At 73.8% G+C, this 25,314-nt stretch carries 5 protein-coding genes; all 5 read left to right on the top strand.

Annotation, left to right across the window (positions count from 1 at the left end; translation table 11 throughout):
- The first annotated feature begins 3 nt into the window (after positions 1 to 3).
- Positions 4 to 12,552 carry an amino acid adenylation domain-containing protein gene (locus AB0C22_RS26330; protein ID WP_357537643.1) on the top strand — a complete coding sequence of 4,183 codons (12,549 nt, stop codon included), beginning with the start codon at positions 4 to 6 and terminating at the stop codon, positions 12,550 to 12,552.
- On the top strand, positions 12,549 to 22,661 hold the full coding sequence (locus AB0C22_RS26325; protein ID WP_219463558.1) for a non-ribosomal peptide synthetase: 10,113 nt from the start codon (positions 12,549 to 12,551) through the stop codon (positions 22,659 to 22,661). Before AB0C22_RS26330 ends, AB0C22_RS26325 begins: the two co-directional genes overlap by 4 nt.
- Before the next feature lie 74 nt (positions 22,662 to 22,735).
- Entirely contained in the window at positions 22,736 to 22,954 is a 219-nt protein-coding gene (locus AB0C22_RS26320; RefSeq protein WP_219463556.1) for an MbtH family protein, read from the top strand.
- 29 nt (positions 22,955 to 22,983) lie between these two features.
- Positions 22,984 to 24,243 (top strand): MFS transporter, encoded by a 1,260-nt coding sequence (locus AB0C22_RS26315; RefSeq protein ID WP_357537640.1) that lies wholly within the window; start codon positions 22,984 to 22,986, stop codon positions 24,241 to 24,243.
- A gap of 10 nt (positions 24,244 to 24,253) precedes the next feature.
- The gene (locus AB0C22_RS26310) at positions 24,254 to 25,291 is read left to right on the top strand and encodes a MupA/Atu3671 family FMN-dependent luciferase-like monooxygenase (RefSeq protein ID WP_219463550.1); all 1,038 of its coding nucleotides are present in this window, start codon (positions 24,254 to 24,256) and stop codon (positions 25,289 to 25,291) included.
- Positions 25,292 to 25,314: the final 23 nt, after the last annotated feature.

Raw genomic sequence — 25,314 nt, 5'->3', positions numbered from 1 at the left:
GACGTGACTCGTCGGGGGACCATCGAAGACATCCTGCCGCTGTCACCCCTGCAGGGTGGCCTGCTCTTCCACAGCGTCTTCGACGAGACGACGCCGGACATCTACACCGTGCAGTCCACCTTCCACCTGGCCGGGACGCTCGATGAGGAGCGGGCCCGGGCGGCCGCGGACGCGCTGGTGCGGCGGCACGCCAATCTGCGGGCGGCGTTCCGGCATCGGGGCAACGGGGACTGGGCGCAGCTCATCGCGGCGCGGGTGACGGTGCCGTTCACCGTCCTGGACCTGGCCGGGTCGGGCGCGGACGCCGAGGAGCAGGCCCGGCAGGCCGTTCTCGCGGACCGGGCCACCCGGTTCGACATCAGTCGGCCGCCGCTGATCCGGTTCCTGCTGATCCGGCTCGGCGAGCGGGACCACCGCCTGGTGCTGACCATTCACCACACGGTTCTGGACGGCTGGTCGTTCCCGACGCTGCTCAAGGAGTTCCACGCCCTCTACCTCGCCGGCGGCGACGCGAGCATGCTGCCCCCGGTCGCGCCGTACCGGGACTACCTGGCCTGGCTCTCCGCCCAGGACCAGGACGCGGCCCGCGCCGCCTGGGACGAGACGCTCGCCGGGCTGGACGCGCCCACCCGGGTGATCACGGTGCCGGCTGACCGCGCCCCGCAGGATCCCGGCCGCACCGAGTTCGGGCTGACTGCCGAGCGCACCCGGGCGGTCACCGCGCTGGCCCGGTCCTCCGGCGTCACCGTCAACACGGTCGTCCAGGCGGCCTGGTCGCTGGTGCTGGCCGGGCTCACCGGCCGCGACGACGTCGTTTTCGGGGTCACCGTCAACGGCCGTCCGGCTGAGCTGCCCGGCGTCGAGTCGATGGTCGGCCTGTTCATCAACACCCTTCCGCTGCGGGTACGCCTCGATCCCGGCCAGACCGTCGGCGACCTGCTCGCCCGGGTGCAGGACCAGCAGCTGCGCCTGGTCGCGAACCAGCACGTCGGCCTGGGCGAGATCCAGCGGCGGGCCGGGCTGGGCGCGCTCTTCGACACCTCGGTGGTGTTCGAGAACTTCCCGTTCGACGACGCCCCGGCCCCCGCGCCGGACAACGACGAGCTGCGCGTCGTCGGTGCCCGCAGCCACTCGGCCAACCACTTCCCACTCAGCCTGGTCGGCATGCCGCAGGACTGTCTGCGGTTCAAGCTGTTCCACCAGCCGGACCTGTTCGACGACGCGGCCGTCGCGGCGATCGTCGACCGGTTCCGGTGGGTGCTCGACGCGCTCGTCGAGCACCCGGACCGGCCGATCGGCCGGATCAGCCTGCTCACGCCGGCCGAGCGGGAGTTCGCCCTAGCGAACGACACCGCCCGCGAGGTCGCTCCGGCCAGCCTGCCGCAGCTCTTCGACGAGCAGGTCCGCCGGACCCCGGACGCGCCGGCCGTGCTAGCCGGCGGCCGGACCCTGACCTACCGTCAGCTGGACGCCCGGGCCAGCCACCTCGCCCGGGAACTGGCCTCCCGCGGGGTGGGCCCGGGCCGGCTGGTCGCGGTGCTGCTGCCCCGCTCGGTCGAGCTGGTGGTGGCGCTGCTCGCGGTGACCAAGGCCGGCGGGGCCTATGCGCCGATCGACCCGGACTATCCGGCCGACCGGATCGCGGTGATCCTGGGCGACGCCGACCCGGTTCTCGCGGTCACCACGGCCGGGACCGCCCTGCCGGAGGGCCTGCGGACTGTCACCTTGGGGGAGCATGAGTCCGAGCCGTTCACCGTGCGGGTCCGACCGCACGACCCGGTCTACGTCATCTTCACCTCCGGTTCCACCGGCCGCCCGAAGGGCGTCGTGGTCGAGCACCGCTCGGTCGGCGCCTACCTGAGCCGGGCCCGGGTGGTCTACCCGGACGCGGCCGGCATCGCGCTGGCGCACTCCTCGGTCGCCTTCGACCTGACCGTCACCGGGCTGTGGTCCCCGCTGGTCTCCGGTGGTCAGGTGCACGTCGCCGAGCTGCCGGACGCGGTCGACGGGCCCCGGCCGACCTTCCTCAAGGGCACCCCGAGCCACCTGCCGCTGCTCGACACCATGTCGGAGACGGTCAGCCCGAGCGGCACGCTCATCCTCGGCGGTGAGGCGCTGCGCGGTGAGGCCCTGCGCGCCTGGCGGGCCGCTCACCCCGAGGTTCAGATCATCAACGCGTACGGCCCGACCGAGGCGACCGTGAACTGCCTGGAGCACCGCATCCCGGCCGGTGAGCCGCTCCCGGACGGCCCGGTGCCGATCGGCACCCCGTTCTGGAACACCCGGGCGTACGTGCTGGACTCGGCCCTGCGCCCGGTCGCCGACGGGGTCACCGGGGAGCTCTACGTGGCCGGCGTCGTGCTGGCCCGTGGTTACCTCGGCCGCCCCGGCCTGACCGCGGAACGGTTCCCGGCCGATCCGTTCGGCCCGCCCGGCGCCCGGATGTACCGTACCGGCGATGTGGTCCGCCGCCGGGTCGGCGGCGCGCTGGAGTACGTCGGCCGCGCCGACGACCAGGTCAAGATCCGTGGTTTTCGGATCGAGCTCGGCGAGATCGCCGCCACTGCGGCCGCCCACCCGGCGGTGACCCGCGCCGTCGCCGTGGTCCGCGAGGAGTCCGGCGACCGGCGCCTGGTCCTCTACGTCGTCGGCACCGACCCGGCGATCCCCGCGCTGCGCGAGCACCTCGCCGCCGCCCTGCCCGAGTACATGGTGCCGGCCGCGATCGTGCCGCTGGCCGACCTGCCGCTCAACGCGCACGGCAAGGTAGACCGCGCGGCCCTGCCGGCGCCGGACTGGGCGGACGGCGCCGCGGCTGCCCGCGGCCCTCGCGACCCCCGCGAGGAGCTGCTGTGCGACCTGTTCGCGGCGGTCCTGGGCCGGCCGTCGGTCGGCGTCGACGAGGACTTCTTCGCCGTCGGCGGGCACTCCCTGCTCGCCATCCGCCTGGTCAGCCGGGTCCGGGCCGCCCTGGGCGCGGAGCTGTCCGTACGGCAGCTCTTCCAGAATCCGACGGTGGCCAAGCTGGCCCGGTCCCTGAGCTCGGCCGGCACCGCCCGCCCGCCGCTGACCGCGGGCCCGCGCCCGGAGCGGCTCCCGCTCTCCTTCGCCCAGCAGCGCCTGTGGTTCCTGCACCGCCTGGAGGGTCCCAGCCCGGTCTACAACCTCGGCTCGGCGCTGGAGCTGACCGGCCCGATCGACGTGGCCGCGCTGCGTGCCGCCTACGGGGACGTGCTGGCACGGCACGAGAGCCTGCGGACCGTCTTCGCCGAGGACGCCGAGGGCGCGTACCAGATCATCGTGGACGAGCCGGAGTTCGACCTGCCGGTCGTCGACTGCTCCGAGGCGGCCCTGCCGCAGCGGCTCGCCGAGTGCTCCCGCTACGCCTTCGACCTGTCGCGGGAGAACCCGCTGAAGCTGTGGCTGTTCCGCCTGGACGCCGACCGGCACGTGCTGTTCGTGCTGCTGCACCACATCGCCGGGGACGGCTGGTCCACGCCGCTGCTCTCCCGTGACCTGACCCGTGCCTACACCGCCCGGGCCGGTGGAGCCCCTCCCACCTGGACGCCGCTGCCGGTCCAGTACGCCGACTTCGCCCTCTGGCAGCGTGAGCTGCTCGGCTCCGAGGACGACCCGGACTCGCCGGTGGTCCGCCAGCTCGGCTACTGGACGAGTCACCTGACCGGGCTGCCGGAGGAGTTGCCGCTGCCGGTCGACCGTCCCCGGCCCGCGGTCGCCTCCTACCGGGGTGGCACGGTGCCCCTGCATGTCCCGGCCGGGGTGCACCGCGCGCTGCGTGAGCTGGCCCGCGACCAGCAGGTGACCGTCTTCATGGCGGTACAGGCGGCCCTGGCCGTGCTGTTGTCCCGCCTCGGTTCCGGCCACGACATCCCGATCGGCGTCCCGGTCGCCGGCCGACCGGACGACTCCCTTGAGGAGCTCGTCGGCCTCTTCGTCAACACGCTGGTGCTGCGGACCGACGTGTCCGGCGACCCGACCTTCACCGAGCTGCTGGCCCGGGTCCGGGAGACCGACCTGGCCGCCTTCGCCCACCAGGACGTGCCGTTCGAGCGGCTCGTCGAGGTGCTCAACCCGGTCCGGTCCCGTTCCCGGTCGCCGCTGTTCCAGGTGCTGCTCTCGTTCAACAACAACGATCAGGGCGGTAAGACCGAGGCGCTCGCCTCCCTCGGCGACCTGCGCATCCGCAGCCACGGCGTGGACGGCGGCGTGGCCAAGTTCGACCTCGCAGTCAACCTGGCCGAGCAGCCCGGCGTCGACGGGCTGACCGGCATCATCGAGTTCTCCGCCGACCTGTTCGACCGGGCCACCGTGGAACAGCTCGCCGACCGGTTCGCCGCCCTGCTCGCGCAGTTCGCCGCCGACCCGGCGTTGCGGGCCGGCGCCGCCGACGTGCTGACCGCCGTCGAGCGCCGGCTGCTGCTCGACGACTGGAACGACACCGGCGCCGAGCTGACCGGCGGCTCCCTGCTCGACCGCATCGACCGGTTCGCCGCCGACCAGCCGGACGCGATCGCCGTCGAGTGCGCCGGTGTGCGGCTGACCTACGCCGAGCTGGACGCCCGCGCCGACGCCCTCGCCGGCCGTCTCGCCGCCCGTGGCTCGGCGCCGGAGACGTTCGTCGCGGTGGCCCTGCCGCGCTCCGCCGACCTGGTCGTGGCGCTGCTCGCGGTGCAGCGCACCGGGGCCGCGTACCTGCCGATCGACACCGAGTACCCGGCCGAGCGGATCCGGTTGATGCTCGCCGACGCCGCGCCGGTCGCCCTGCTAACGTCCACTGCCCTGCTGCCCGGCCTGCCGGCGACCCCGGCGGCGCCGGTCCTGCTGGACGTCGCCGAGCCGGCCCGGGAGTTCAGCCGCCGGATGGTCCCGGACAGCACGGCCGCCTACGTCATCTACACCTCCGGCTCCACCGGGGTGCCCAAGGGCGTGGTCGTCTCCCGGGGCGCGCTGGACAACTTCCTGCTCGCCATGCGCGACCGGCTCGGCCTGACCGAGGGCGACCGGCTGCTGGCGGTGACCACGGTCGGCTTCGACATCGCCGGCCTGGAGCTTTACCTGCCGCTGTTCGCCGGCGCGACAGTGGTGGTCGCGGAACGGGACACGGTGCGCGACCCGGCCGCCCTGCGCGACCTGCTGGCCGGTGACCGGATCACCGCCATGCAGGCCACCCCGACGCTGTGGCAGGTGCTTACCGCCGAGCAGCCGGAGGTCCTCGGCGGCGTGGACGTCCTGGTCGGTGGCGAGGCGCTGCCGCCGGCCCTGGCGGCCACCCTGGCCGGGCACGCCGCCTCGGTCACCAACGTGTACGGCCCGACCGAGACCACCGTGTGGTCGACCGCCGCGGCGGTCACCGGCGCGCCGCCGACCATCGGCGCCCCGATCGCCAACACCCGCGTCTACGTGCTGGACGACGCGCTGCGACCGGTGCCGGTGGGCGTGGCCGGCGAACTGTACATCGCCGGCTTCGGCGTGGCCCGCGGCTACCTGCGGCGGGCCGGGCTGACCGCGCAGCGGTTCGTCGCCGATCCGTACGGCGAGCCGGGCGAGCGGATGTACCGCACCGGCGACCTGGTCCGCTGGACCGCCGCCGGCGAGCTGGAGTTCTTCACCCGCGTGGACAGCCAGGTGAAGCTGCGCGGCTTCCGGATCGAGCTGGGCGAGATCGAAGCCGTCCTGGCCGGGCACCCGGACGTGACCGCCGCGGTCGCCGCGGTGCGGCCCGACTCGCGCGGCGAGAGCCGCCTGATCGGTTACGCCGTGACCCGTGGCGCGGTGGACGTCGGCGTCCTGCGCAAACATCTGGCCACCGCGGTGCCGGACTACATGGTGCCGTCGGTGTTCGTCCTGCTCGACGAGCTGCCGCTGACCGCTAACGGCAAGATCGACCGGGCTGCGCTGCCGGAGCCGGCCGAGGTCGTGACCGACGCGGCCGGCCGGATGCCGCGCTCGCCGCAGGAGGACATCCTCTGCGGGCTGTTCGCCGAGATCCTGAACCGCCCGCAGGTCTTCATCGACGAGGACTTCTTCGCCTCCGGCGGCCACTCGCTGGCCGCGATGCGCCTGCTCAGCCGGGTCCGGGCGGTCTTCGACCAGGACATCCCGATCAGCGCGCTGTTCGAGACGCCGACCGTGGCCGGGCTGGCCGCGCTGCTCACCACGAACGGCACCGCCCGGCCCCCGCTGATCGCCGGCGACCGGCCGCGGCGGCTGCCGGTCTCCTACGCCCAGCAGCGGCTCTGGTTCCTCAATCAATTGGAGGGACCGAGCGCCATCTACAACGTGCCGGCCGCGCTGAGGCTCACCGGCGACCTTGACGACGCCGTGCTGGCCGCGGCCCTCGGCGACGTGGTGGCCCGGCACGAGACGCTGCGCACTCTCTTCGAGGAGGACACCGAGGGCGTCCACCAGCGGATCCTGCCCCCGGCCGAGTTCCGCCTGTCGTCGCGGACCGTGGCCCCGGACGACCTGGACGCGGCACTGACCCGCGCGGCCCGGGTCGGCTTCGACCTGGGCGCCGAGATCCCGCTGCGGGCCCACCTGTTCCGGGTCGCCGCCGACGAGCACGTGCTGCTGCTGGTCATGCACCACATCGCCGGTGACGGCGGGTGGTCGATGCCGTTGTTGATCAAGGACCTGACGGTCGCCTACACCGCCCGTACGGCCGGCGCCCCGCCCGCCTGGGCCGCCCTGCCGGTCCAGTACGCCGACTACACCCTGTGGCAGCGTGACGTGCTCGGGGAGGCCGAGGACACCGGCAGCGAGATGGCTCGGCAGCTCGACTACTGGCGAACCAAGCTGGCGGGGCTGCCCGAGGAACTGTCCCTGCCGGTGGACCGCGGCCGGCCGCTGACCGCCACCCACCGCGGCGCGACCGTCGCGTTCACCGTGCCCGCCGCTCTGCACGCCCGCCTCGACGACCTGGCCCGCGAGCACCGCACCAGCACGTTCATGGTGGTGCAGGCGGCGCTGGCGGTGCTGCTGTCCCGGCTCGGCGCGGGTGAGGACATTCCGCTCGGCACACCCACCGCGGGCCGCACCGACGCCGCGCTGGAAGGTCTGATCGGGTTCTTCGTCAACACCCTGGTCCTGCGTACGGACCTGTCCGGCGACCCGACGTTCGCCGAGGTAATCGCCCGGACCAGGGCCACCGCGCTGGACGCCTACAGCCACCAGGACGTGCCGTTCGAGCGGCTCGTCGAGGAGCTGAACCCGGGCCGGTCGATGGCCCGGCACCCGCTGTTCCAGACCATGATCACCTGGAACACCGCGCGGTCGCAGGCCGGCGCCGCCGACACCCTCAGCCTGCCCGGCCTGTCGGTCGGCCAGCTCGAGCTGGGCACCGACGTGGCGACGTTCGACCTGCTGCTCGCGATCCAGGACCGGCGCGGAGAACGCGGGGCGGCGGCCGGGCTCGCCGGGCGGCTGGAGTTCAGCACCGACATGTTCGACACCGCCACCGCCGCGCGGATCGCCGACCGTTTCGTCCGGGTACTCACCGCGGTCACCGCCGCGCCGGACCGGCCGGTGCACCGCATCGACATCGTCGACGACACCGAGCGGGCCGCCCTGGACCGGATCAACGACGCGACGACGGCGTCGCGCACCGACGCGTCGCTGGCCGAGCAGTTCAGCGCTCAGGTCGCCCGTACGCCGGAAGCCGTGGCGATCGTCGAGGACGGCCGGGAGCTCACCTACGCCGCACTGGACGCCGCCGCCGACCGGCTCGCCGCCGAGCTGGCCCGCCGTGGCGCCGCCCCCGAGGAGTTCGTCGCGGTGGCCCTGCCGCGCGGCGCTGACCTGGCGGTCGCGGTGGTCGCCGTCCTCAAGACCGGCGCGGCCTACGTTCCGTTCGACCTGGAGTATCCGGCCGAGCGGATCCAGGCGATGCTGGCCGACGCCCGCCCGGCGCTGGTGATCAGCACTGCGGCGATCCCCGGGACGCTGCTGCCGGCGGACACGCCGCGGCTCCTGCTCGACACGGCCACGCTGCCGGAGCGGAGCTTTGGTCCCGCGCCGGACATCCGGCCGGACCATCCCGCGTACGTCATCTTCAGCTCCGGATCCACCGGCCGCCCCAAGGGCATCGTGATGCCGGGGCGGGCGATGACCAACCTGATGGCCTGGCACGAACAGGCGATGCCGAGCCCCGACGGCGCGGTGGTCGCCCAGTTCACCGCGGTCAGCTTCGACGTCTCGGTGCAGGAGTTCCTCTCCGCGCTGCTGCACGGCCGTACCCTCGCGGTCTGCCCGGAGGACGTCCGCCGGGACCCGCGTGCGCTGGCGCGGTGGCTCGACCGGCACGGTGTCGCCGAGCTCTACGCGCCCAATCTGGTCGTCGACGGCCTTTTCGAGGAGCGCGGTGACGCCGGGCTGGGCCACCTGCGGCGCGTGGTCCAGGCCGGCGAGGCGCTCACCCTGCGCCGCGGGGTCCGCGACTTCTACGCCGCGCACCCCGGTCACCGGCTGCACAACCACTACGGTCCGGCGGAGACCCACGTGGTCACCGCGTGGACGTTGCCCGCCGACGTGGCGGAGTGGCCGGACAGCCCGCCGATCGGCGCCCCGATCAGCAACACCCGGGTCTACGTGCTCGACAGCGCGCTGCTGCCGGTCCCGCCCGGCGTCACCGGCGAGCTCTACATCGCCGGCGACAACCTGGCCCGCGGCTACCTGCGCCGAACCGGCATGACGGCCGAGCGCTTCCTGCCCGACCCGTTCGGTGCGCCCGGCCGCCGGATGTACCGCTCCGGCGACCTCGCCCGCTGGCGCAACGGTGTCCTGGAGTACGTCAGCCGCGCCGACGACCAGGTCAAACTGCGCGGCTACCGGATCGAGCTGGGCGAGATCGAGACCGTGCTCAGTCGGGCGCCCGGCGTCCTGCGGGCCGCCGTCGTGGTCCGCGAGGAGGGGCCCGGCGACAAGCGGCTGGTCGGCTACGTCGTACCGGAGCCGGGTTGGACCTTCGACGCGGACGCGCTGCGCCGTAACCTGGCCGCCTCGCTGCCGGACTTCATGCTCCCGTCGGCGCTGGTGCCGATGGACCGGCTGCCCCTGACCCACAACGGCAAACTCGACCGCCGGGCGCTGCCCGCGCCGCGCTACACCCGGGCGACCGAGGGCCGGGCGTCGCGTTCGCCGCGCGAGGAACTGCTCTGCGGGCTGTTCGCCGAGGTGCTGCGGGTGCCGGTGGTGAGCATCGACGACGACTTCTTCACCGCCGGTGGTCACTCGCTGCTCGCCACCCGGCTGACCAGCCGGATCCGCACGATGCTCGGCGTCGAGCTGTCGGTTCGGCAGGTGTTCGAGACGCCGACGGTGGCCGGTCTCAGCCGGGCGCTGGCCGGCGCCGCCGGAGCCCGGGCCGGGGTCACCGCGGCCGAGCGCCCGGAACGGCTGCCGCTCTCCTTCGCCCAGCAGCGTCTCTGGTTCCTGCACCAGATGGAAGGACCGAGCGCCACCTGGAACCTCACCACCGCGCTGCGGATCAGCGGCGCCCTGGACCCCGGCGCGCTGGCCACGGCGTTCGCCGACGTGGCGGGCCGGCACGAGAGCCTGCGCACCATCTTCGCCGAGGACGACGATGGCGCCTACCAGGTGGTACGGCCGGAGTCGCGGCCCGGCCTGCGGGTGATCAGCTGCTCGCCGGACAAGCTGGAGCGTGCGGTGGCCGCCGAGGCCCGGCTCGGCTTCGACCTGGCCACCGAGCCGCCCCTGCGTACGGTCCTGTTCGACCTCGGTTCCGACGAGTACGCCCTGGTGGTTGTGCTCCACCACATCGCCGGGGACGGCTGGTCGATGCCGGTGCTGGTGCGTGACCTGGCCGTCGCGTACGCCGCCCGCAGCGCCGGCCGCGCGCCCGGCTGGGCGCCGCTGCCGGTGCAGTACGCCGACCACACCCTGTGGCAGCAGCGGGTCCTCGACGAGGGCGGCGAGTTGAGCCGCCAGCTCTGCCACTGGACCGGGGCGTTGGCCGGCCTGCCGGACGAGCTGACCCTGCCGGTCGACCGGTCCCGTCCGGTCACCGCCTCCTACCGCGGTGGCCAGGTGCCGCTGGAGATCCCGGCCGAGGCGCACCGGCGGCTGGCCGCGCTGGCCGCCCGTACGCAGGTCAGTGTCTTCATGGTGGTGCAGGCCGCGCTCGCGGTGCTGCTGCACCGGCTCGGCGCCGGCGACGACATCCCGATCGGCACACCGGTCGCCGGTCGCACCGACGACGCGGTCGAGGACCTCGTCGGCCTGTTCATCAACACGCTGGTGCTGCGGACCGACGTGTCCGGCGATCCGAGCTTCACCGAGCTGTTGGCCCGGGTCCGGGAGGCCGACCTGGCCGCCTTCGCCCACCAGGACGTGCCGTTCGAGCGGCTCGTCGAGGTGCTCAACCCGGCCCGGTCCACCGCCCGTCACCCGCTGTTCCAGACCCTGTTGATGTGGAACAACAACGAGAGCCTGGGCGACCGGGAACTGCCGCTCGGTGACCTGGTCGCCCGGGCGCTGCCCACCCCGGCGGTGACCACCAAGGTCGACCTGACCCTCAACCTGGCCGAACGGCGGGCAGCGGACGGCTCCCCAGACGGGGTGACCGGCGCCCTGGAGTACGCCACCGACCTGTTCGACCGGTCCACCGCCGAACGGCTGGCCGACTGGCTCGGGCGCGTCGTCGAGGCGGTGGTGACGGACCCGGACGCCCCGGTGAGTCGGTTCCCGCTCACCACCCCGGCCGAGGTCGCCGAGCTGGTCGTCGCCGGTTCCGGCGAACCCGCGGGGACGCCCCCGGAGCTGCTCGACAGGTTCGCGGCGGCGGTCGCGCGTACGCCGGACGCGGTCGCCGTGGACGCCGGAGGCGTCTTCGTCACCTACGCCGAGCTGGACCGCCGGGCCGCCGCGATCGCCGCCGCCCTGGCCGCCCGGGGCGTGACCCCCGGATCGACCGTGGCGGTGGCCCTGCCGCGCGACGCCGACCTGGTCGCCGCCCTACTGGCGGTGCTGCGCCGGGGCGCCCAGTACCTGCCGGTCGACCGGGACTTCCCGGCCGAGCGGGTGGCCTGGATGCTCACCGACGCCGCCCCGTCGGTGCTGGTGACCGACACCGCCGTGGACGCCGGTGTGCCGGTGCTGCTGATCGGCGACGTCACCGGGCCCGACCGGATCCCGGACGAGACGGTGCCGGGCATGGCGCCGGCCTACACGATCTACACCTCCGGCTCGACCGGCCGGCCCAAGGGCGTGGTCGTCCCGCGCGCCGCCATGGACAACTTCCTGGCCGCGATGGAGCAGCGGTGCGACCTTAGCGCCGGCGATCGCCTGGTCGCGGTCACCACGGTCGGGTTCGACATCTCGGTGCTGGAGATCTTCCTGCCGCTGACCGTCGGCGCGACGGTGGTGCTGGCCGCACGCGACGTCGTCGGAGACCCGGCGCGGCTGGCCGCGCTCGTGCACGCCCACCGCTCCGCCGTCGGTGACCTGCTGATGCAGGCCACGCCGAGCCTGTGGCAGGCGCTGCTCGACGAGGACCCGGCGGCGATCGACGGGCTGCGCGTCCTGGTCGGCGGGGAGGCCCTGCCGCCGGCGCTGGCCACCGCTCTGACCGCGCGGGCCGCGCAGGTCCTCAACATGTACGGACCCACCGAGACCACGGTCTGGTCGACCGCATCCGTGGTCGACGGCAGCCCGCACATCGGCGGACCGGTCCGCGCCACCACACTGCACGTGCTCGACCCGGGGCTGCGCCGGACCCCGGCCGGTGTGCCCGGCGAGCTCTGGATCGGGGGTGCCGGGCTGGCCCTCGGCTACCACGGCCGTCCGGCGCTGACCGCGGAACGGTTCGTCGCCGATCCATTCGGCGGGCCCGGCGAGCGGATGTACCGCACCGGTGACCTGGTCCGCTGGCGGCCTGACGGCCGTCTCGACTACCTCGGCCGGGTCGACGCGCAGGTCAAGCTGCGCGGCTTCCGGATCGAGCTCGGCGAGATCGAGACGGTGCTCCAGCAGCACCCCGGGGTGGCCCGCGCGGTGGTCATCGTCCGCGAGGACCAGCCCGGGGACCGGCGGCTGGCCGGATACGTCGTCGCCGAGCCCGGCTTCGCCCTGGACTCGGCGGAGCTGCGCCGGCACGCCGGGCAGACACTGCCCGACTACATGATGCCGCGGGTGATCGTGACGATGGACGCCGTTCCGCTCACCCCGAACGGCAAGGTGGACCGCCGGGCGCTCCCGGCACCCCGGTACGACACCGGACCGACCGGACGGCCGCCGCGCGACCCGCGCGAGGAGAACCTCTGTTGCGTCTTCGCCGACGTGCTCGGACTACCCCGGGTCTCGATCGACGACGACTTCTTCGAGTTCGGCGGTCACTCGGTGCTGGCCATGAAGGCCATCGCCCGCATCCGGACCGTCCTCGGCGCCGACCTGACCGTCCGCACCCTCTTCGAATGCCCGACCGTCGCCGACCTCGCCGGCCGCCTCGCCGCGGCCGGCGACTCCCCGGCCGCGGCCCCGGCCCGCCCGGCCCTGCGCAGGAGGACCACCCGATGATCCCGTTGTCATACGCCCAGCAGCGGCTCTGGTTTCTCCACGAGCTCGAGGGCCCGACCGCCACCTGGAACATCGCCACCGCACTGCGGATCACCGGCCGACTCGACGGGCCGGCCCTGCACGCCGCACTGCATGACCTGGTGCTGCGGCACGAGAGCCTGCGCACGGTCTTCGACGGGGAGCAGCAGATCATCCTCGGAGCGGATCACCGGCCCGGCCTGGAGACGGTTCGGGTGACTCCCGCGGAGCTGCCGGCGCGGCTGGCGGAGGCCCAGCGCCACGCCTTCGACCTGCGGGACGTGCCGCAACTGCGGGCCAGCCTCTTCGACCTCGGCGGCGACGAGCACGTCCTCCTGTTGCTGGTGCACCACATCGTCGCGGACGGCTGGTCCCGCTCGCTGCTGGTGCGCGACCTGATGACGGCGTACGCCGCCCGGGCCGAGGGACGTGCGCCGGAGCAGCCGGAACTACCGGTGCAGTACGCCGACTACGCGCTCTGGCAGCGTGAGCTGCTCGGCGAGGAGACGGACCCGGCCAGTCTGGCCGCCCGTCAGCTCACCCACTGGACGAGCACTCTGGCCGGGCTGCCGGAGGAGCTCCAACTCCCGGTCGACCGGCCGCGTCCGCCGGTGGCCGGGCACCGGGGTCACTCCGTGCCGTTCACCGTCCCGGCCGAGGTGCGTGCCGGCCTAACCGCGCTGGCCAAGCGGCAGCGCACCACCGTCTTCGCGGTGGTGCAGGCGGCCCTGGCTACCCTGCTGCATCGGCTGGGAGCCGGCGACGACCTGCCGATCGGCACGCCGGTCGCCGGTCGCCCTGACGAGGCGTTGCACGAGCTGGTCGGGCTCTTCGTCAACACGCTGGTGCTGCGCAACGACCTCAGCGGCGACCCTGCCGTCGAGGAGCTGGTCGGTCGTACCGCCGAGCTGGTGATGACCGCACAGGATCACCAGGACCTGCCGTTCGAGCGGCTGGTCGAGGCGCTCAACCCAGCCCGATCCCGGTCCCGCAACCCACTTTTCCAGACCCTGCTGACCTGGAACACGCTGGACGAGCGGGCCGCCCGGGAAAGCGTCGCCGCGCTGCGCGGGCTGACCGTGCGGGTGGAGCCGGCCGAGGCCGGCACGGCCCGGTTCGACCTGTCGGTAAGTGTGGAGGAGCAACCCGGCGGGGCCGGTCTCTGCGGCTCGCTCACCGCGTCGGCCGACCTGTTCGACGAAGGCACCGCCGAGCGGCTCGCGACCCGCCTCACCCGGGTGCTGACCGCGTTCGCCACCACGCCGGACATCCGGGTGTCCGCGGTCGACGTGCTGCTCGACGACGAGCGGGCCGACTTCGGGGGCAACCGCGCCGACGAGCCCGCGGCATCCCTTGCCGCCGCCTTCGACCGGTGGCTGGCCGCCGCGCCGGACGTGGTCGCGGTGGAGTGCGGTCCGATCCGGCTCAGCTATCGCGAGCTGGACGAGCGGGCCGGCCTGCTCGCCGCCGAACTGGCCGGCCGCGGTGCCGGCCCCGACCGGTTCGTCGCGGTGGCGCTGCCCCGCTCGGTCGACCTGCTGGTGGCGCTGCTGGCGGTGCTCCGCTGCGGCGCCGCCTACCTGCCGGTCGACATCGAGTACCCGGCCGACCGGGTCGCCTACCTGATCGAGGACTGCGCGCCGGTGCTGGCCATCACCGACACGGCCACCTCGGCGCTGCTGCCGAGCGACGCCGAACGGCTGTTGCTGGACACGTTCGCCCCGGGTGAGACGTCACTGCCGGCGCTTCCAGTGCCGGGAACCGCGGCGGCGTACACCATCTACACCTCCGGTTCCACCGGCCGCCCCAAGGGCGTCGTCATCCCCCGGTCCGCGTTCGACAACTTCCTGGCCGCCATGCGCGAGCGGATCGGCCTCGACCCCGGCGAGCGTCTGCTGGCCGTCACCACCGTCGGCTTCGACATCGCCGGCCTGGAACTGTTCCTGCCCCTGACAACCGGCGCGACCGTGGTGATCGCGCCGCGGGAGACGGTCCGGGACACCGCCCGCATAGCCGCCCTGCTGCGCACCGCGTCGGTCATGCAGGCCACGCCCACGCTGTGGCGGGCGCTGGTGAGCGACGAGCCCGACGCGGTGGCCGGCGTCCGGGTCCTAGTCGGCGGCGAACCGCTGCCACCCGACTTGATCGAGGCGTTCGGCCCGGCCGCGGCGGTACACAACATGTACGGCCCGACCGAGACCACCGTCTGGTCGACGGTCGGCGACGTCACCGCCGGCCGTGCCGTGCGAATCGGAACGGCGATCCGGAACACCGACGTGCTCGTACTCGACGCCGGCCTGCGCCCGGTGCCGACCGGTGTCCCCGGCGAGCTGTACCTCGGTGGTGACGGGCTGGCCCGCGGCTACCACGGCCGCGCCGGGCTCACCGCCGGGCGGTTCGTCGCCTGCCCGTACGGCCGGCCCGGCGAGCGGATGTACCGCACCGGGGACCTGGTCCGCCGTACGCCGGAAGGATTGGAGTTCTTGTCCCGGGTCGACGACCAGGTCAAAATCCGCGGATTCCGGATCGAGCTCGGCGAGATCGAAGCCGTGCTCGCGGCCGCGCCGGGGGTGCGCCGGGCCGCAGTCGCGGTCCGGGCCGACGCCGGTGGTGAGCCCCGCCTGGTCGCCTACGTCAACGACCCGTCGACCGACCTGGCGGCGGTGCGCGGGCACCTGACCGGGCTCCTGCCCGACTACATGGTGCCCTCGGCGTTCGTCACCGTGCCGGAGTTCCCCCGGACCCCGAACGGCAAGCTCGACCGGAAGGCCCTGCCGGCCCCCGTGTTCGCGAACGCGAGCCCCGCCCGGGCCGCGCGTACTCCGCAGGAGGAGATCCTCTGCGGGCTCTTCGCCGAAGTGCTGCGTCGCCCGTCGGTGGGCGTGGACGACGACTTCTTCGGCTCGGGCGGGCATTCCCTGATGGCCATGAGCCTGATGGGCCGCATCCGGACGGTGTTCGGCATCGATCTGCCGATCAGCGTCCTGTTCGAGGCGCCCACCGTCGCCGGGATCTCGGCGGCGATGGAACGGGCTGGGCGTGGGAGGCGATCCCTCACCGCGGTACCCCGGCCCGAGCGCCTGCCACTCTCCTTCGCCCAGCAACGGCTGTGGATCCTGCACCAGATGGAAGGGCCGAACCCCGCGTACCACGTGCCGGCCGCGCTCCGGCTCATCGGTGACGTCGACCCGGCCGTTCTGGCCGACGCGTTGGCCGACGTCGTCGCTCGGCACGAGGTGCTGCGGACCGTCTTCGCCGAGGACGGTGACGGTGCGTACCAAGTGGTGCGGCCGGATGCCCGGCCGGTGCTGACCGTGGTCGACGGGGACGATCTGGCGTCCGCGATCCGGCGGCCGTTCGACCTGTCGGCCGAGATCCCGATCCGGGCCTGGCTGTTCGAGCCCGGTGGCAACGAGCGCATCCTGCTGGTGGTCGCGCACCACATCGCCGCCGACGGCGGCTGGTCCATCCCGCTGCTGATGGGCGAGCTCACTGAGGCGTACGCCGCCCGCACCGCCGGCGGGGTGCCGGACTGGGCGCCCCTGCCGGTGCAGTACGCCGACTACACCCTCTGGCAGCGCGCGGAGCTCGGCGACGAGTCCGACCCGGACAGTGCGCTGGCCCGTCAGATCGCCTACTGGACCGAGGCGCTGGCCGGGCTGCCGGACGAGCTGACCCTGCCGGCCGACCGGTCCCGCCCGGTGACCGCCAGCTACCGCGGGGGCCAGGTGCCGCTGGAGATCCCGGCCGCAGCCCACCAGCGGATCGTCGAACTCGCGGCGCAGGCCCGGGTCAGCGTCTTCATGGTGGTGCAGGCCGCGCTCGCGGTGCTGCTGCACCGGCTCGGCGCCGGCGACGACGTCCCGATCGGCACGCCGGTCGCCGGGCGTACCGACGACGTGCTGGACCGGCTGGTCGGCTTCTTCGTCAACACCCTGGTGCTGCGGACCGACCTGTCCGGCGATCCGAGCTTCACCGAGCTGCTGGGCCGGGTGCGGGAGACCGACCTGGCCGCCTTCGCCCACCAGGACGTGCCGTTCGAGCGGCTCGTCGAGGTGCTCAACCCGCCCCGCTCGATGGTCCGGCATCCGCTGTTCCAGACCATGCTCGCGCTCAACACCGTCGATCAGGTGGAGAAGATGGGCGGCGTACGGGAGCTGCCCGGCCTGACCGTCGCCGCGGAGCCGGTCGCCACCGGCTCGGTCATGGTCGACCTGCGATTCTCGCTGGCCGAGAAGCCCCGTCCGGCCGGGCACACCCCGGCCGGCCTGGCCGGTCACCTGGAGTACAGCACCGACCTGTTCGACACGGCCACGGCCACCCGCCTGGCCGACTGGTTCGTCCGGGTGCTCACGGCGGTCACCGCCGCCCCGGACCGCCCGGTGAGCCGGTTCGCGCTCGCCACCCCCACCGAAGAGCGCGCACTCACCCGGGCCGGGGAGCACTTGCCGGTGCCCCCGGACGGGCTGGCGGACTGGGCGGCGAGCACCGCGGCGGCCGTGCCGGACGCCGTCGCCGTGGATGGTGACGGCGGCCCGCTGACCTACGCCGAGCTCGACGCCCGGTCCGACCGGCTCGCCGCGCTGCTGGTGGCGCGCGGGGTGACGACCGAGTCGTTCGTCGCGGTCACGTTGCCCCGCACTGCCGTCCTCGCGGTCGCGCTCCTGGCGATCGTGAAGGCCGGCGCCGCGTACGTGCCGATCGACCCGGCGTATCCGGCCGACCGGATCGACTACATGCTCACCGACGCGGCCCCGGCGCTGCTGCTCACCACCCACGGCACCGACCCGGACGCCGGCACCGCGGTCGGCCGGCTGTTCCTGGACGAGATCGACCTGGCCCAGGGACAATCCGAGCCGGTACGGGTCGCCGCCCCGGCCACCGCGGCCGGCTACATGATCTACACCTCGGGATCGACCGGCCGTCCCAAGGGCGTGGTGGTGACCCGCGGTGGTTTCCAGAACACCCTCGTCGCCGTGCGGAGCCGGTTCGGCCTCACCCACGGCGACCGCCTGCTGGCCGTCACCACGATCGGCTTCGACATCGCCAGCCTCGAGTTCTTCCTGCCGATGATCACCGGCGCGACGCTGGTGATCGCCCCGGTGGACGTGGTCCGCGACCAGATCGCCCTGGGCGCCCGGATGCGAGCCGAGCGGGCTCGTGCCGGCACCCTGATGGTGCAGGCCACGCCCAGCCTGTTCCGGGCCCTGGCCGAACAGGACCCGGAGGCGTTCGCCGGTCTGCGCCTGCTGGTCGGTGGCGAAGCCCTGGCGATCGACCTGGCCGCCACCGTGATGGCCACCGCGGAGTCGCTGTCGAACGGCTACGGCCCGACCGAGGCCGCCATCTATTCGACGATGGCCTGGGTCGACGGGGAGACCGTGCCGGACATCGGCCCGGCGGTCGCCAACACCACCGCGTACGTGCTCGACGCGGGCCTGCGCCCGGTCCCGGCCGGAGTGCCCGGCGAACTCTACGTCGGCGGCGCCGGCGTGGCCCGCGGCTACCACGGCCGGCCCGGCCTGACCACGCAACGCTTCGTCGCCGACCCGTTCGCCGGGCCGGGACAGCGGATGTACCGCACCGGCGACCTGGTCCGCCGGCGTGCCGACGGCGCCTTGGACTACCTGGGCCGGGTCGACGACCAGGTGAAGCTGCGCGGCTTCCGGATCGAGCTCGGCGAGATCGAGACCGTGCTGGCCGGCCACCCCGAGGTGGCGCGGGCGGTCGTGCTGATCCGCGAGGACCGGCCCGGGGACCGGCGGCTCGTCGCCTACCTGGCCGCCGAGCCCGGGATCGACCTGGCCGCGGTCCGCGCGCACGCCGCCCTGGCCCTGCCCGACTACATGTTCCCGTCGATGCTCGTGCCGCTGCCGAAGATCCCGCTCACCCCCAACGGCAAGGTCGACAAGCGTGGACTGCCGGTGCCGGAGTACCGGCTCGACGACGCCGGCCGCGAGCCGCGCACCCCGCGGGAGGAGATCCTCTGCGGCCTCTTCGCCGAGCTGCTGCACCGGCCGGTGGTCCACCTGGACGACGACTTCTTCGGCTGCGGCGGCCACTCCCTGCTGGCCACCACGCTGGTCAGCCGGATCCGCGGCGTGCTCGGCGCGGAGGTGGGCATCCGCGACCTCTTCGATCACCCGACGCCGGCCCGGCTCGGCGCCAGGCTGGACGGCGCCGGGCGGAGCCGCACCCCGCTGGTCGCCGGAGCGCGTCCGGCCCGGGTGCCGCTCTCCTACGCCCAGCAGCGGCTGTGGTTCCTGCACGAGCTGGACGGGCCGAACCCGACGTACAACATCCCGACCGCTTTGCGGCTGACCGGCGCGCTCGACGTGGACGCCCTGCGGGACGCGCTGGCCGACGTGGTCGCCCGCCACGAGGCGCTGCGCACCGTGGTCGCGACCGACGACGACGGCGCGTACCAGGTGGTTCTGCCGGAAGCCCGGCCGGAGCTGACCGTGGTCGCCGGCGACGACCTGTCCGAGGCCGCCCGGTACGCCTTCGACCTGTCCGCCGAGATCCCGATCCGGGCCTGGCTCTTCGAGCCCGGCGGGGACGAGCACGTGGTGCTGCTGGTGCTGCACCACATCGCGGCCGACGGCTGGTCGCTGCCGGTGCTGGGCCGGGACCTGATGGCCGCCTACGACGCCCGGCGTAGCGGCTCGGCGCCGGACTGGGCGCCGCTGCGGGTCCAGTACGCCGACTACACCCTGTGGCAGCGCGCCCTGCTCGGCTCCGAGGACGACCCGGACAGCCTGATCAGCGCGCAACTCGCGTATTGGCAGGACGCCCTGGCCGGGCTGCCCGACGAGGTGGCGCTGCCCGGCCGCCGGCCCCGACCGGCCCAGCCGACCAACCGTGGGGAGACCGTCCGGTTCGAGCTCGGCGCCGACGTGCACGCCGGCCTGGCCGCGTTCGCCGCCGCCCGGCACGCCACTCCGTTCATGGTGGTGCAGGCCGCGCTCGCGGTGCTGCTGCACCGGCTCGGCGCCGGCGACGACGTCCCGATCGGCACGCCGGTCGCCGGGCGTACCGACGACGCGCTGGACCGGCTGGTCGGCTTCTTCGTCAACACCCTGGTGCTGCGCACCGACCTGTCCGGTGAACCCACTTTCGCCGAGGTGGTCCGCCGGGTCCGGGAGAGCGACCTGGCCGCCTTCGAACACCAGGAGCTGCCGTTCGAGCGACTGGTCGAGGTGGTCAACCCGGCCCGGTCGATGGCCCGGCACCCGCTGTTCCAGGTGGAGCTGCTCTGGCAGGACCAGAGCCTGGGCGTACGCGCGGTGTCCGAGGCCGGTGGCGTACGGCTGGCCGAGGAGCGGCCGGAGACCGGCATGACCCGGATGGACCTCTCGTTCGCCCTGTACGCCCGCCGGGACGAAGCCGGCGCACCGGCCGGGGTCTCCGGTCGCCTGCTCTTCGGCGTGGACGCGTTCGACCGGGACACCGCCGAGCGCCTAACCGTCCGGCTCACCGAGCTGCTCGCGACCGTCCTGCAGAGCCCGGACCAGCCGGTGGCCGAGCTGAGCCTCGGCGCCGTGCCGGCCGGTTTCGGCGTCGGCGCGGTGTTCCCGGACGACGGCGCGGGCCTGGCCGACCGGTTCGCCGCCGTGGTGGCGAGCACCCCGGACGCGGTCGCGGTGCTGGATGGCGACGTCCCGGTCACCTACCGGGAGCTGGACGCTTGGGCGACCCGGCTGGCCCGGCGGCTGCTGGCCGAGGGCGCCGGCCCGGAGCGGTACGTGGCGGTGGCCCTGCCCCGCTCCGCTGACCTGGCCGTGGCCCTGGTCGCGGTCCTCAAGTGCGGCGCTGCGTACCTGCCGGTCGATCTGGCCCTGCCGGCCGGGCGGATCGCGCTGATGCTCGCCGACACGGCCCCGGCCGTGCTGGTCTGCGCGGGCGGCTTCGACTGGGACGGCCCGGTCGTCGACGTGACCGCGCCCGGCGGCGCGCCGGAACCGGACGTCTGGCCGGTCGCCGGTCCACTGCATCCGGCCTACGTCATCTACACCTCCGGTTCCACCGGCCGCCCCAAGGGCGTGGTGATGACCCAGCTGGCGATGCGCAGCCTGCTCGCCTGGCACGAGCGCGCGTTGCCGGCCACCGGCACCCGCCGGATCGCCCAGTTCTCCGCGGTCGGGTTCGACGTCTCGGTGCAGGAGTTGCTGGGCGCCCTGCTGCACGGCTACACCCTGGTCCCGTGCCCGGCCGACATCCGCAGCGACCCGCCACGGCTGGCCGCCTGGCTCGCCGCCACCGGGATCGAGCACCTGCTGGCGCCGAACCTCGTGATCGACGCCGTCCTCGATGCGGCCGGTCAGGAGGGGATCCGGCTGCCCGCACTGACCGCGGTCGCCCAGGCCGGGGAGGCGCTGACACTGCGCCCGCACGTACGCCGGTTCTTCGCCGACCACCCGCACGCCCGACTGCACAACCATTACGGGCCGGCCGAGACCCACGTGGTCACCGCCACCACCCTGCCCGCCGCGGTGGCCGGCTGGCCGGAGACGGCCGGGATCGGCCGTGCCGTCGACAACGCCCACCTGCGGCTGCTCGACGAGCGGCTGCGCCCGGTCGCGCCCGGTGTTCCCGGCGAGCTCTACATCGCCGGTGCCGGCCTGGCCCGGGGCTACCACGCCCATCCGGGGCTGACCGCCCAGCGTTTCGTCGCTGACCCGTCCGGTACGCCGGGGGAGCGGATGTACCGGACCGGTGACCTGGCGATGTGGACCGGTGGCGGTGATCTGGTCTTCCTCGGCCGGGCCGACGATCAGGTCAAGATCCGCGGCTTCCGGGTGGAGCTGGGCGAGGTGGAGCAGGCCCTCACCGAGCAGGCCGGGGTGAGCCGGGCCGCGGTGCTGGTCCGCGAGGACGTGCCCGGTGACCGGCGGATCGTCGCCTACGTGGTGGGTGACGAGCCGGATTCGGTCGCCCTGTGTGCTGCGCTGGCCCGGCGGCTGCCGGACTACATGATCCCGTCCGCCGTCGTGCCGCTGGCCGCGCTGCCGCTGACCGGCACCGGCAAACTGGACCGGCGTGCGTTGCCGGCCCCGGTTCACACCGCCCGGGTCGGCCGGGCGCCGCGAACCCCGCAGGAGGAGCTGCTCTGCGGCCTGTTCGCCGAGGTGCTCAGGGTGCCGGCGGTCGGCGTGGACGACGATTTCTTCGCCGTCGGCGGACATTCGATGCTCGCGGCCGGCCTGGTGGCCCGGATCCGGGCGGTACTCGGCGCCGAGATCGGCGTCCGGACGCTGTTCGAGGCGCCGACCCCGGCCGCTCTGGCCGCGCGGCTCGGCTCCGGCGACGCCGGTGGGCCGGCGTTCGGGCCGCTGCTGCCGCTGCGGGCCCGGGGCGGCGAGCCACCGCTATTCTGCGTGCATCCGGCTTCCGGGGCCGGCTGGTGTTACGCCGGGCTGCTCAGCCACCTCAGTCCGGAGCAGCCGGTCTACGCCCTGCAGGCCGAGGGCCTCACCGGCGACGACCGGCCGGACACCCTGCGGGAGATGGCCGAACGCTACGTGCGGCTGATCCGCGAGGTGCGGCCGGAGGGCCCGTACCGGCTGCTGGGCTGGTCCTTCGGCGGCCACGTGGCGCAGGCCGTCGCGGTGCTGCTGGAACGCTCGGGCGCCGAGGTCGACCTGCTGGCCGTGGTGGACGCGCACCCGCAACCACCGGGCGCCGTGCCGCCGACCCGGCAGCAGGTGATTGCCGACCAGATGCGCGCGACCGGGTTCACCCACGAGGGCGACGACGTGCCGGTCGACGCCTACCTGACCTTCCTGCGCGGCGAGAACCCGTCGATCGCCGATCTTCCGGACGATCAGCTGCTGCGGATGATCGAGACCTTCGTCGGCAACGTGCTGATCATGCGGGCGCACCAGCCCGATCCGTACGGCGGAGATCTGCTCTTCGTCGCCTCGGCGCCGGGCGGCAAGGTCCGCGAGGACGCGTCATCGTGGGCGGCCCACATCGGTGGCCAGATCACCGAGCATCCCGTCGACGCCACGCACGAGCAGCTGTTCACCACGCCTGCGGCGGTCAGCGAGATCGGCCGTGTGCTGGCCAAACGCCTCGGCGCGACGGCATAGGAAACGGATAGACCACTGCCGGAGAGTCGAACTCGTCGTCACCGGACGACACCGATCCGATGTGAGGAGCAACCATGCCGAACCCGTTCGAGAACGACGAGGCGCCGTACCTGGTCCTGGTCAACGACGAGGGGCAGCACTCGCTGTGGCCGGCTTTCGCCGAGGTGCCGGCCGGTTGGGAGCGGGTGTACGGCGAGGACACCCGCGCCGCGTGCCTGGAATACGTCGAGCAGAACTGGACCGACATGCGCCCGCTCAGCCTGGTGCGCGAGATGGCCGGCGACGCCGCCTGAGCCGAGGCACCGAAAGAGAGGCGCCGGTGATGACTGCCCGCGAGATCGTGCCGCTGCACCGCAACCGCGACTTCGTCCTGCTCTGGACGGGCCACTGGGTCTCGTTCCTCGGCTCCCGGATGAGCGCGGTCTGTTATCCCCTGCTGGCGCTCTGGATCTCCGGAGGGTCGGCGGCGGCGGCCGGTTTCGCGACCGCGGCGGCTATCCTGCCGAGCGTCGTCTTCCAGTTGCCGGCCGGAGCTCTTGTGGACCGGTGGGACCGCCGCCGGGTGATGGTCTTCTGTGCCGGGTGCCGGGCGCTGGCACTCGGCGCGGTGGCCGCCACCCTGCTGACCGGCACGCTCACCCTCACCGTGCTGCTCGCCGCGGTCTTCGTCGACACCAGCCTGGCGATCTTCTCCGGGCTCGCCGAGCGGGTGACCGTGCGTCAGGTGGTGCCGGCGTCCCAGCTCGGCTCGGCGATGGGCCAGAACGAGGCCCGGGGCCGGGTGGCCGGGCTGGTCGGCGCGCCGCTCGGCACGCTGCTGTTCACCTGGACCCGGTGGAGCCCGTTCCTGCTGGCCGCCGTCGGTGCCCTGGTGGCATTCGCCAACGTCTGGCTGATGCGGGCCGACACCCGTCCGGCGCCCGTCGCCGGTGACCGGCACGTCGGCCGGGACGTGCTCGACGGCCTCGCCTGGCTGCGAGGCCACGCCTTCCTGCGCGCCGCCGTCGTCCTGGTGTCCCTCAGCGGCGTGTTCTTCCAGCTCGTCTCGCTGTCCCTGATGGTCGTCCTGGTCCAGGAGCAGGGCCATCCGGCATCGGCGGTCGGTCTGCTCTTCGGCATCAGCGGCTGCGGCGGCGTGGCCGGGGCGCTCACCGCGCGCTGGTGGCTGAGCCGGCTGCCGCTGCCGGCCGTGGTGATCGGCGGGTTCGCGGCCTGGGGCGCCCTGATGGCGGGTAGCGCGTTCATCGTCACGCCGGTGGGCCTGGGCGTGCTGTTCGCCGCGATGAGCTTCGTCGGCGCCGTCTTCAACGTCGCCTCGGCGATCTACCAGATGACCGCGACTCCGGCCGAGCTGCAGGGGCGGGTCGGGGCCACCGCGGGATTCACCGCAGCTGCCGCCGCCGGGCTCGGCGCGATCGGCGCCGGATACCTGCTGGACGTGACCGGTGGCGCGACCGGGCTGCTCATCGCGGCGGCCGGGATGGCCGTCGTTACGGCGGCTGCGCTCACCGTCCCGGCGATCCGGCGGACCCGGCTGCCGGCCCCGGAGCCGGTGCCGGGCGACCTCGTAACCACGACCTGACGGGACCACCATGGATCTGAGCCTGTTCTACTTCGCCAACGACAGCACCGCCCCCGGCGCGCGCGGCCGCTACGAGCTGCTCATCGAGGGCGCCAAGCTCGCCGACCGGGCCGGCCTCACCGCGGTGTGGACCCCGGAACGGCACTTCGACCCGTTCGGCGGCGCCTATCCGAACCCGTCGGTGCTCGGCGCGGCCATCGCCACGATCACCGACCGGATCGGCATCCGGGCCGGCAGCGTCGTCGCGCCCCTGCACAACCCCCTGCGCATCGCCGAGGAGTGGTCGGTCGTCGACAACCTCTCCGGCGGCCGGGTCGGCATCGCCTTCGCCTCCGGGTGGAACGCCGTCGACTTCGCGCTCGCGCCGGGTAACTACGAGAACCGTCGCACCGTGTTGAGGCAGACCGCCGAGGAGGTACGGCGGTTGTGGCGCGGCGGCACGGCGACCGGGGTGGACGGTATGGGGCGGGCCGTCGAGGTGCGGCCGTACCCGCCGGCCGTCCAGCCGGAGCTGCCGATCTGGGTCACCTCCGGTGGCGGCGTCGAGACGTTCCGGGCGGCCGGGGAGATGCGGGCCGGCCTGCTGACCCATCTGCTCGGGCAAAACCTCGGTGAACTGGCCGGGAAAATCGCCGAGTACCGCCGGGTCGCCACCGAGCGGCACGGGTGGTCCGGGCACGTGGTGCTGATGCTGCACACCCTGCTCGGCGACGACCTCGACCAGGTCCGCGAGGTGGTCCGGGCCCCGTTCACCAACTACCTGAAGAGCTCGGCGAACCTGACCGCGAAGTCGTTCCTCGGTAAGGACGTGAACCTGGCCGACCTGAACGCCGCCGACATCGAGTACCTCTCGGCGCGCGCCTTCGACCGCTACTTCTCCACCGGCGGCTTGTTCGGCGGCGTGGACCACGCCGCCGAGCTGATCGACCGGGTGGCCGGCCTCGGCATCGACGAGATCGGTTGCCTGATCGACTTCGGTGTCCGCCCGGACGCCGTTCTGGCCGGCATCGAACTGCTCGGCAAGCTCAACGCCCGCGTCACCGCCTGAGGCCGCGGGCCCGGGAACGGACG

This window comes from Micromonospora sp. NPDC048894 (genome assembly GCF_040649765.1).
Lineage (GTDB): Bacteria > Actinomycetota > Actinomycetes > Mycobacteriales > Micromonosporaceae > Micromonospora > Micromonospora antibiotica.
This window is presented reverse-complemented; position numbering and strand designations above follow the sequence as displayed.

Bases quoted from the DNA above. Each gene is read 5' to 3' on its own strand.
- AB0C22_RS26325 (WP_219463558.1), top strand. From the start codon at position 12,549: ATGATCCCGTTGTCATACGCCCAGCAGCGGCTCTGGTTTCTCCACGAG.
- AB0C22_RS26320 (WP_219463556.1), top strand. From the start codon at position 22,736: ATGCCGAACCCGTTCGAGAACGACGAGGCGCCGTACCTGGTCCTGGTC.
- AB0C22_RS26315 (WP_357537640.1), top strand. From the start codon at position 22,984: ATGACTGCCCGCGAGATCGTGCCGCTGCACCGCAACCGCGACTTCGTC.
- AB0C22_RS26310 (WP_219463550.1), top strand. From the start codon at position 24,254: ATGGATCTGAGCCTGTTCTACTTCGCCAACGACAGCACCGCCCCCGGC.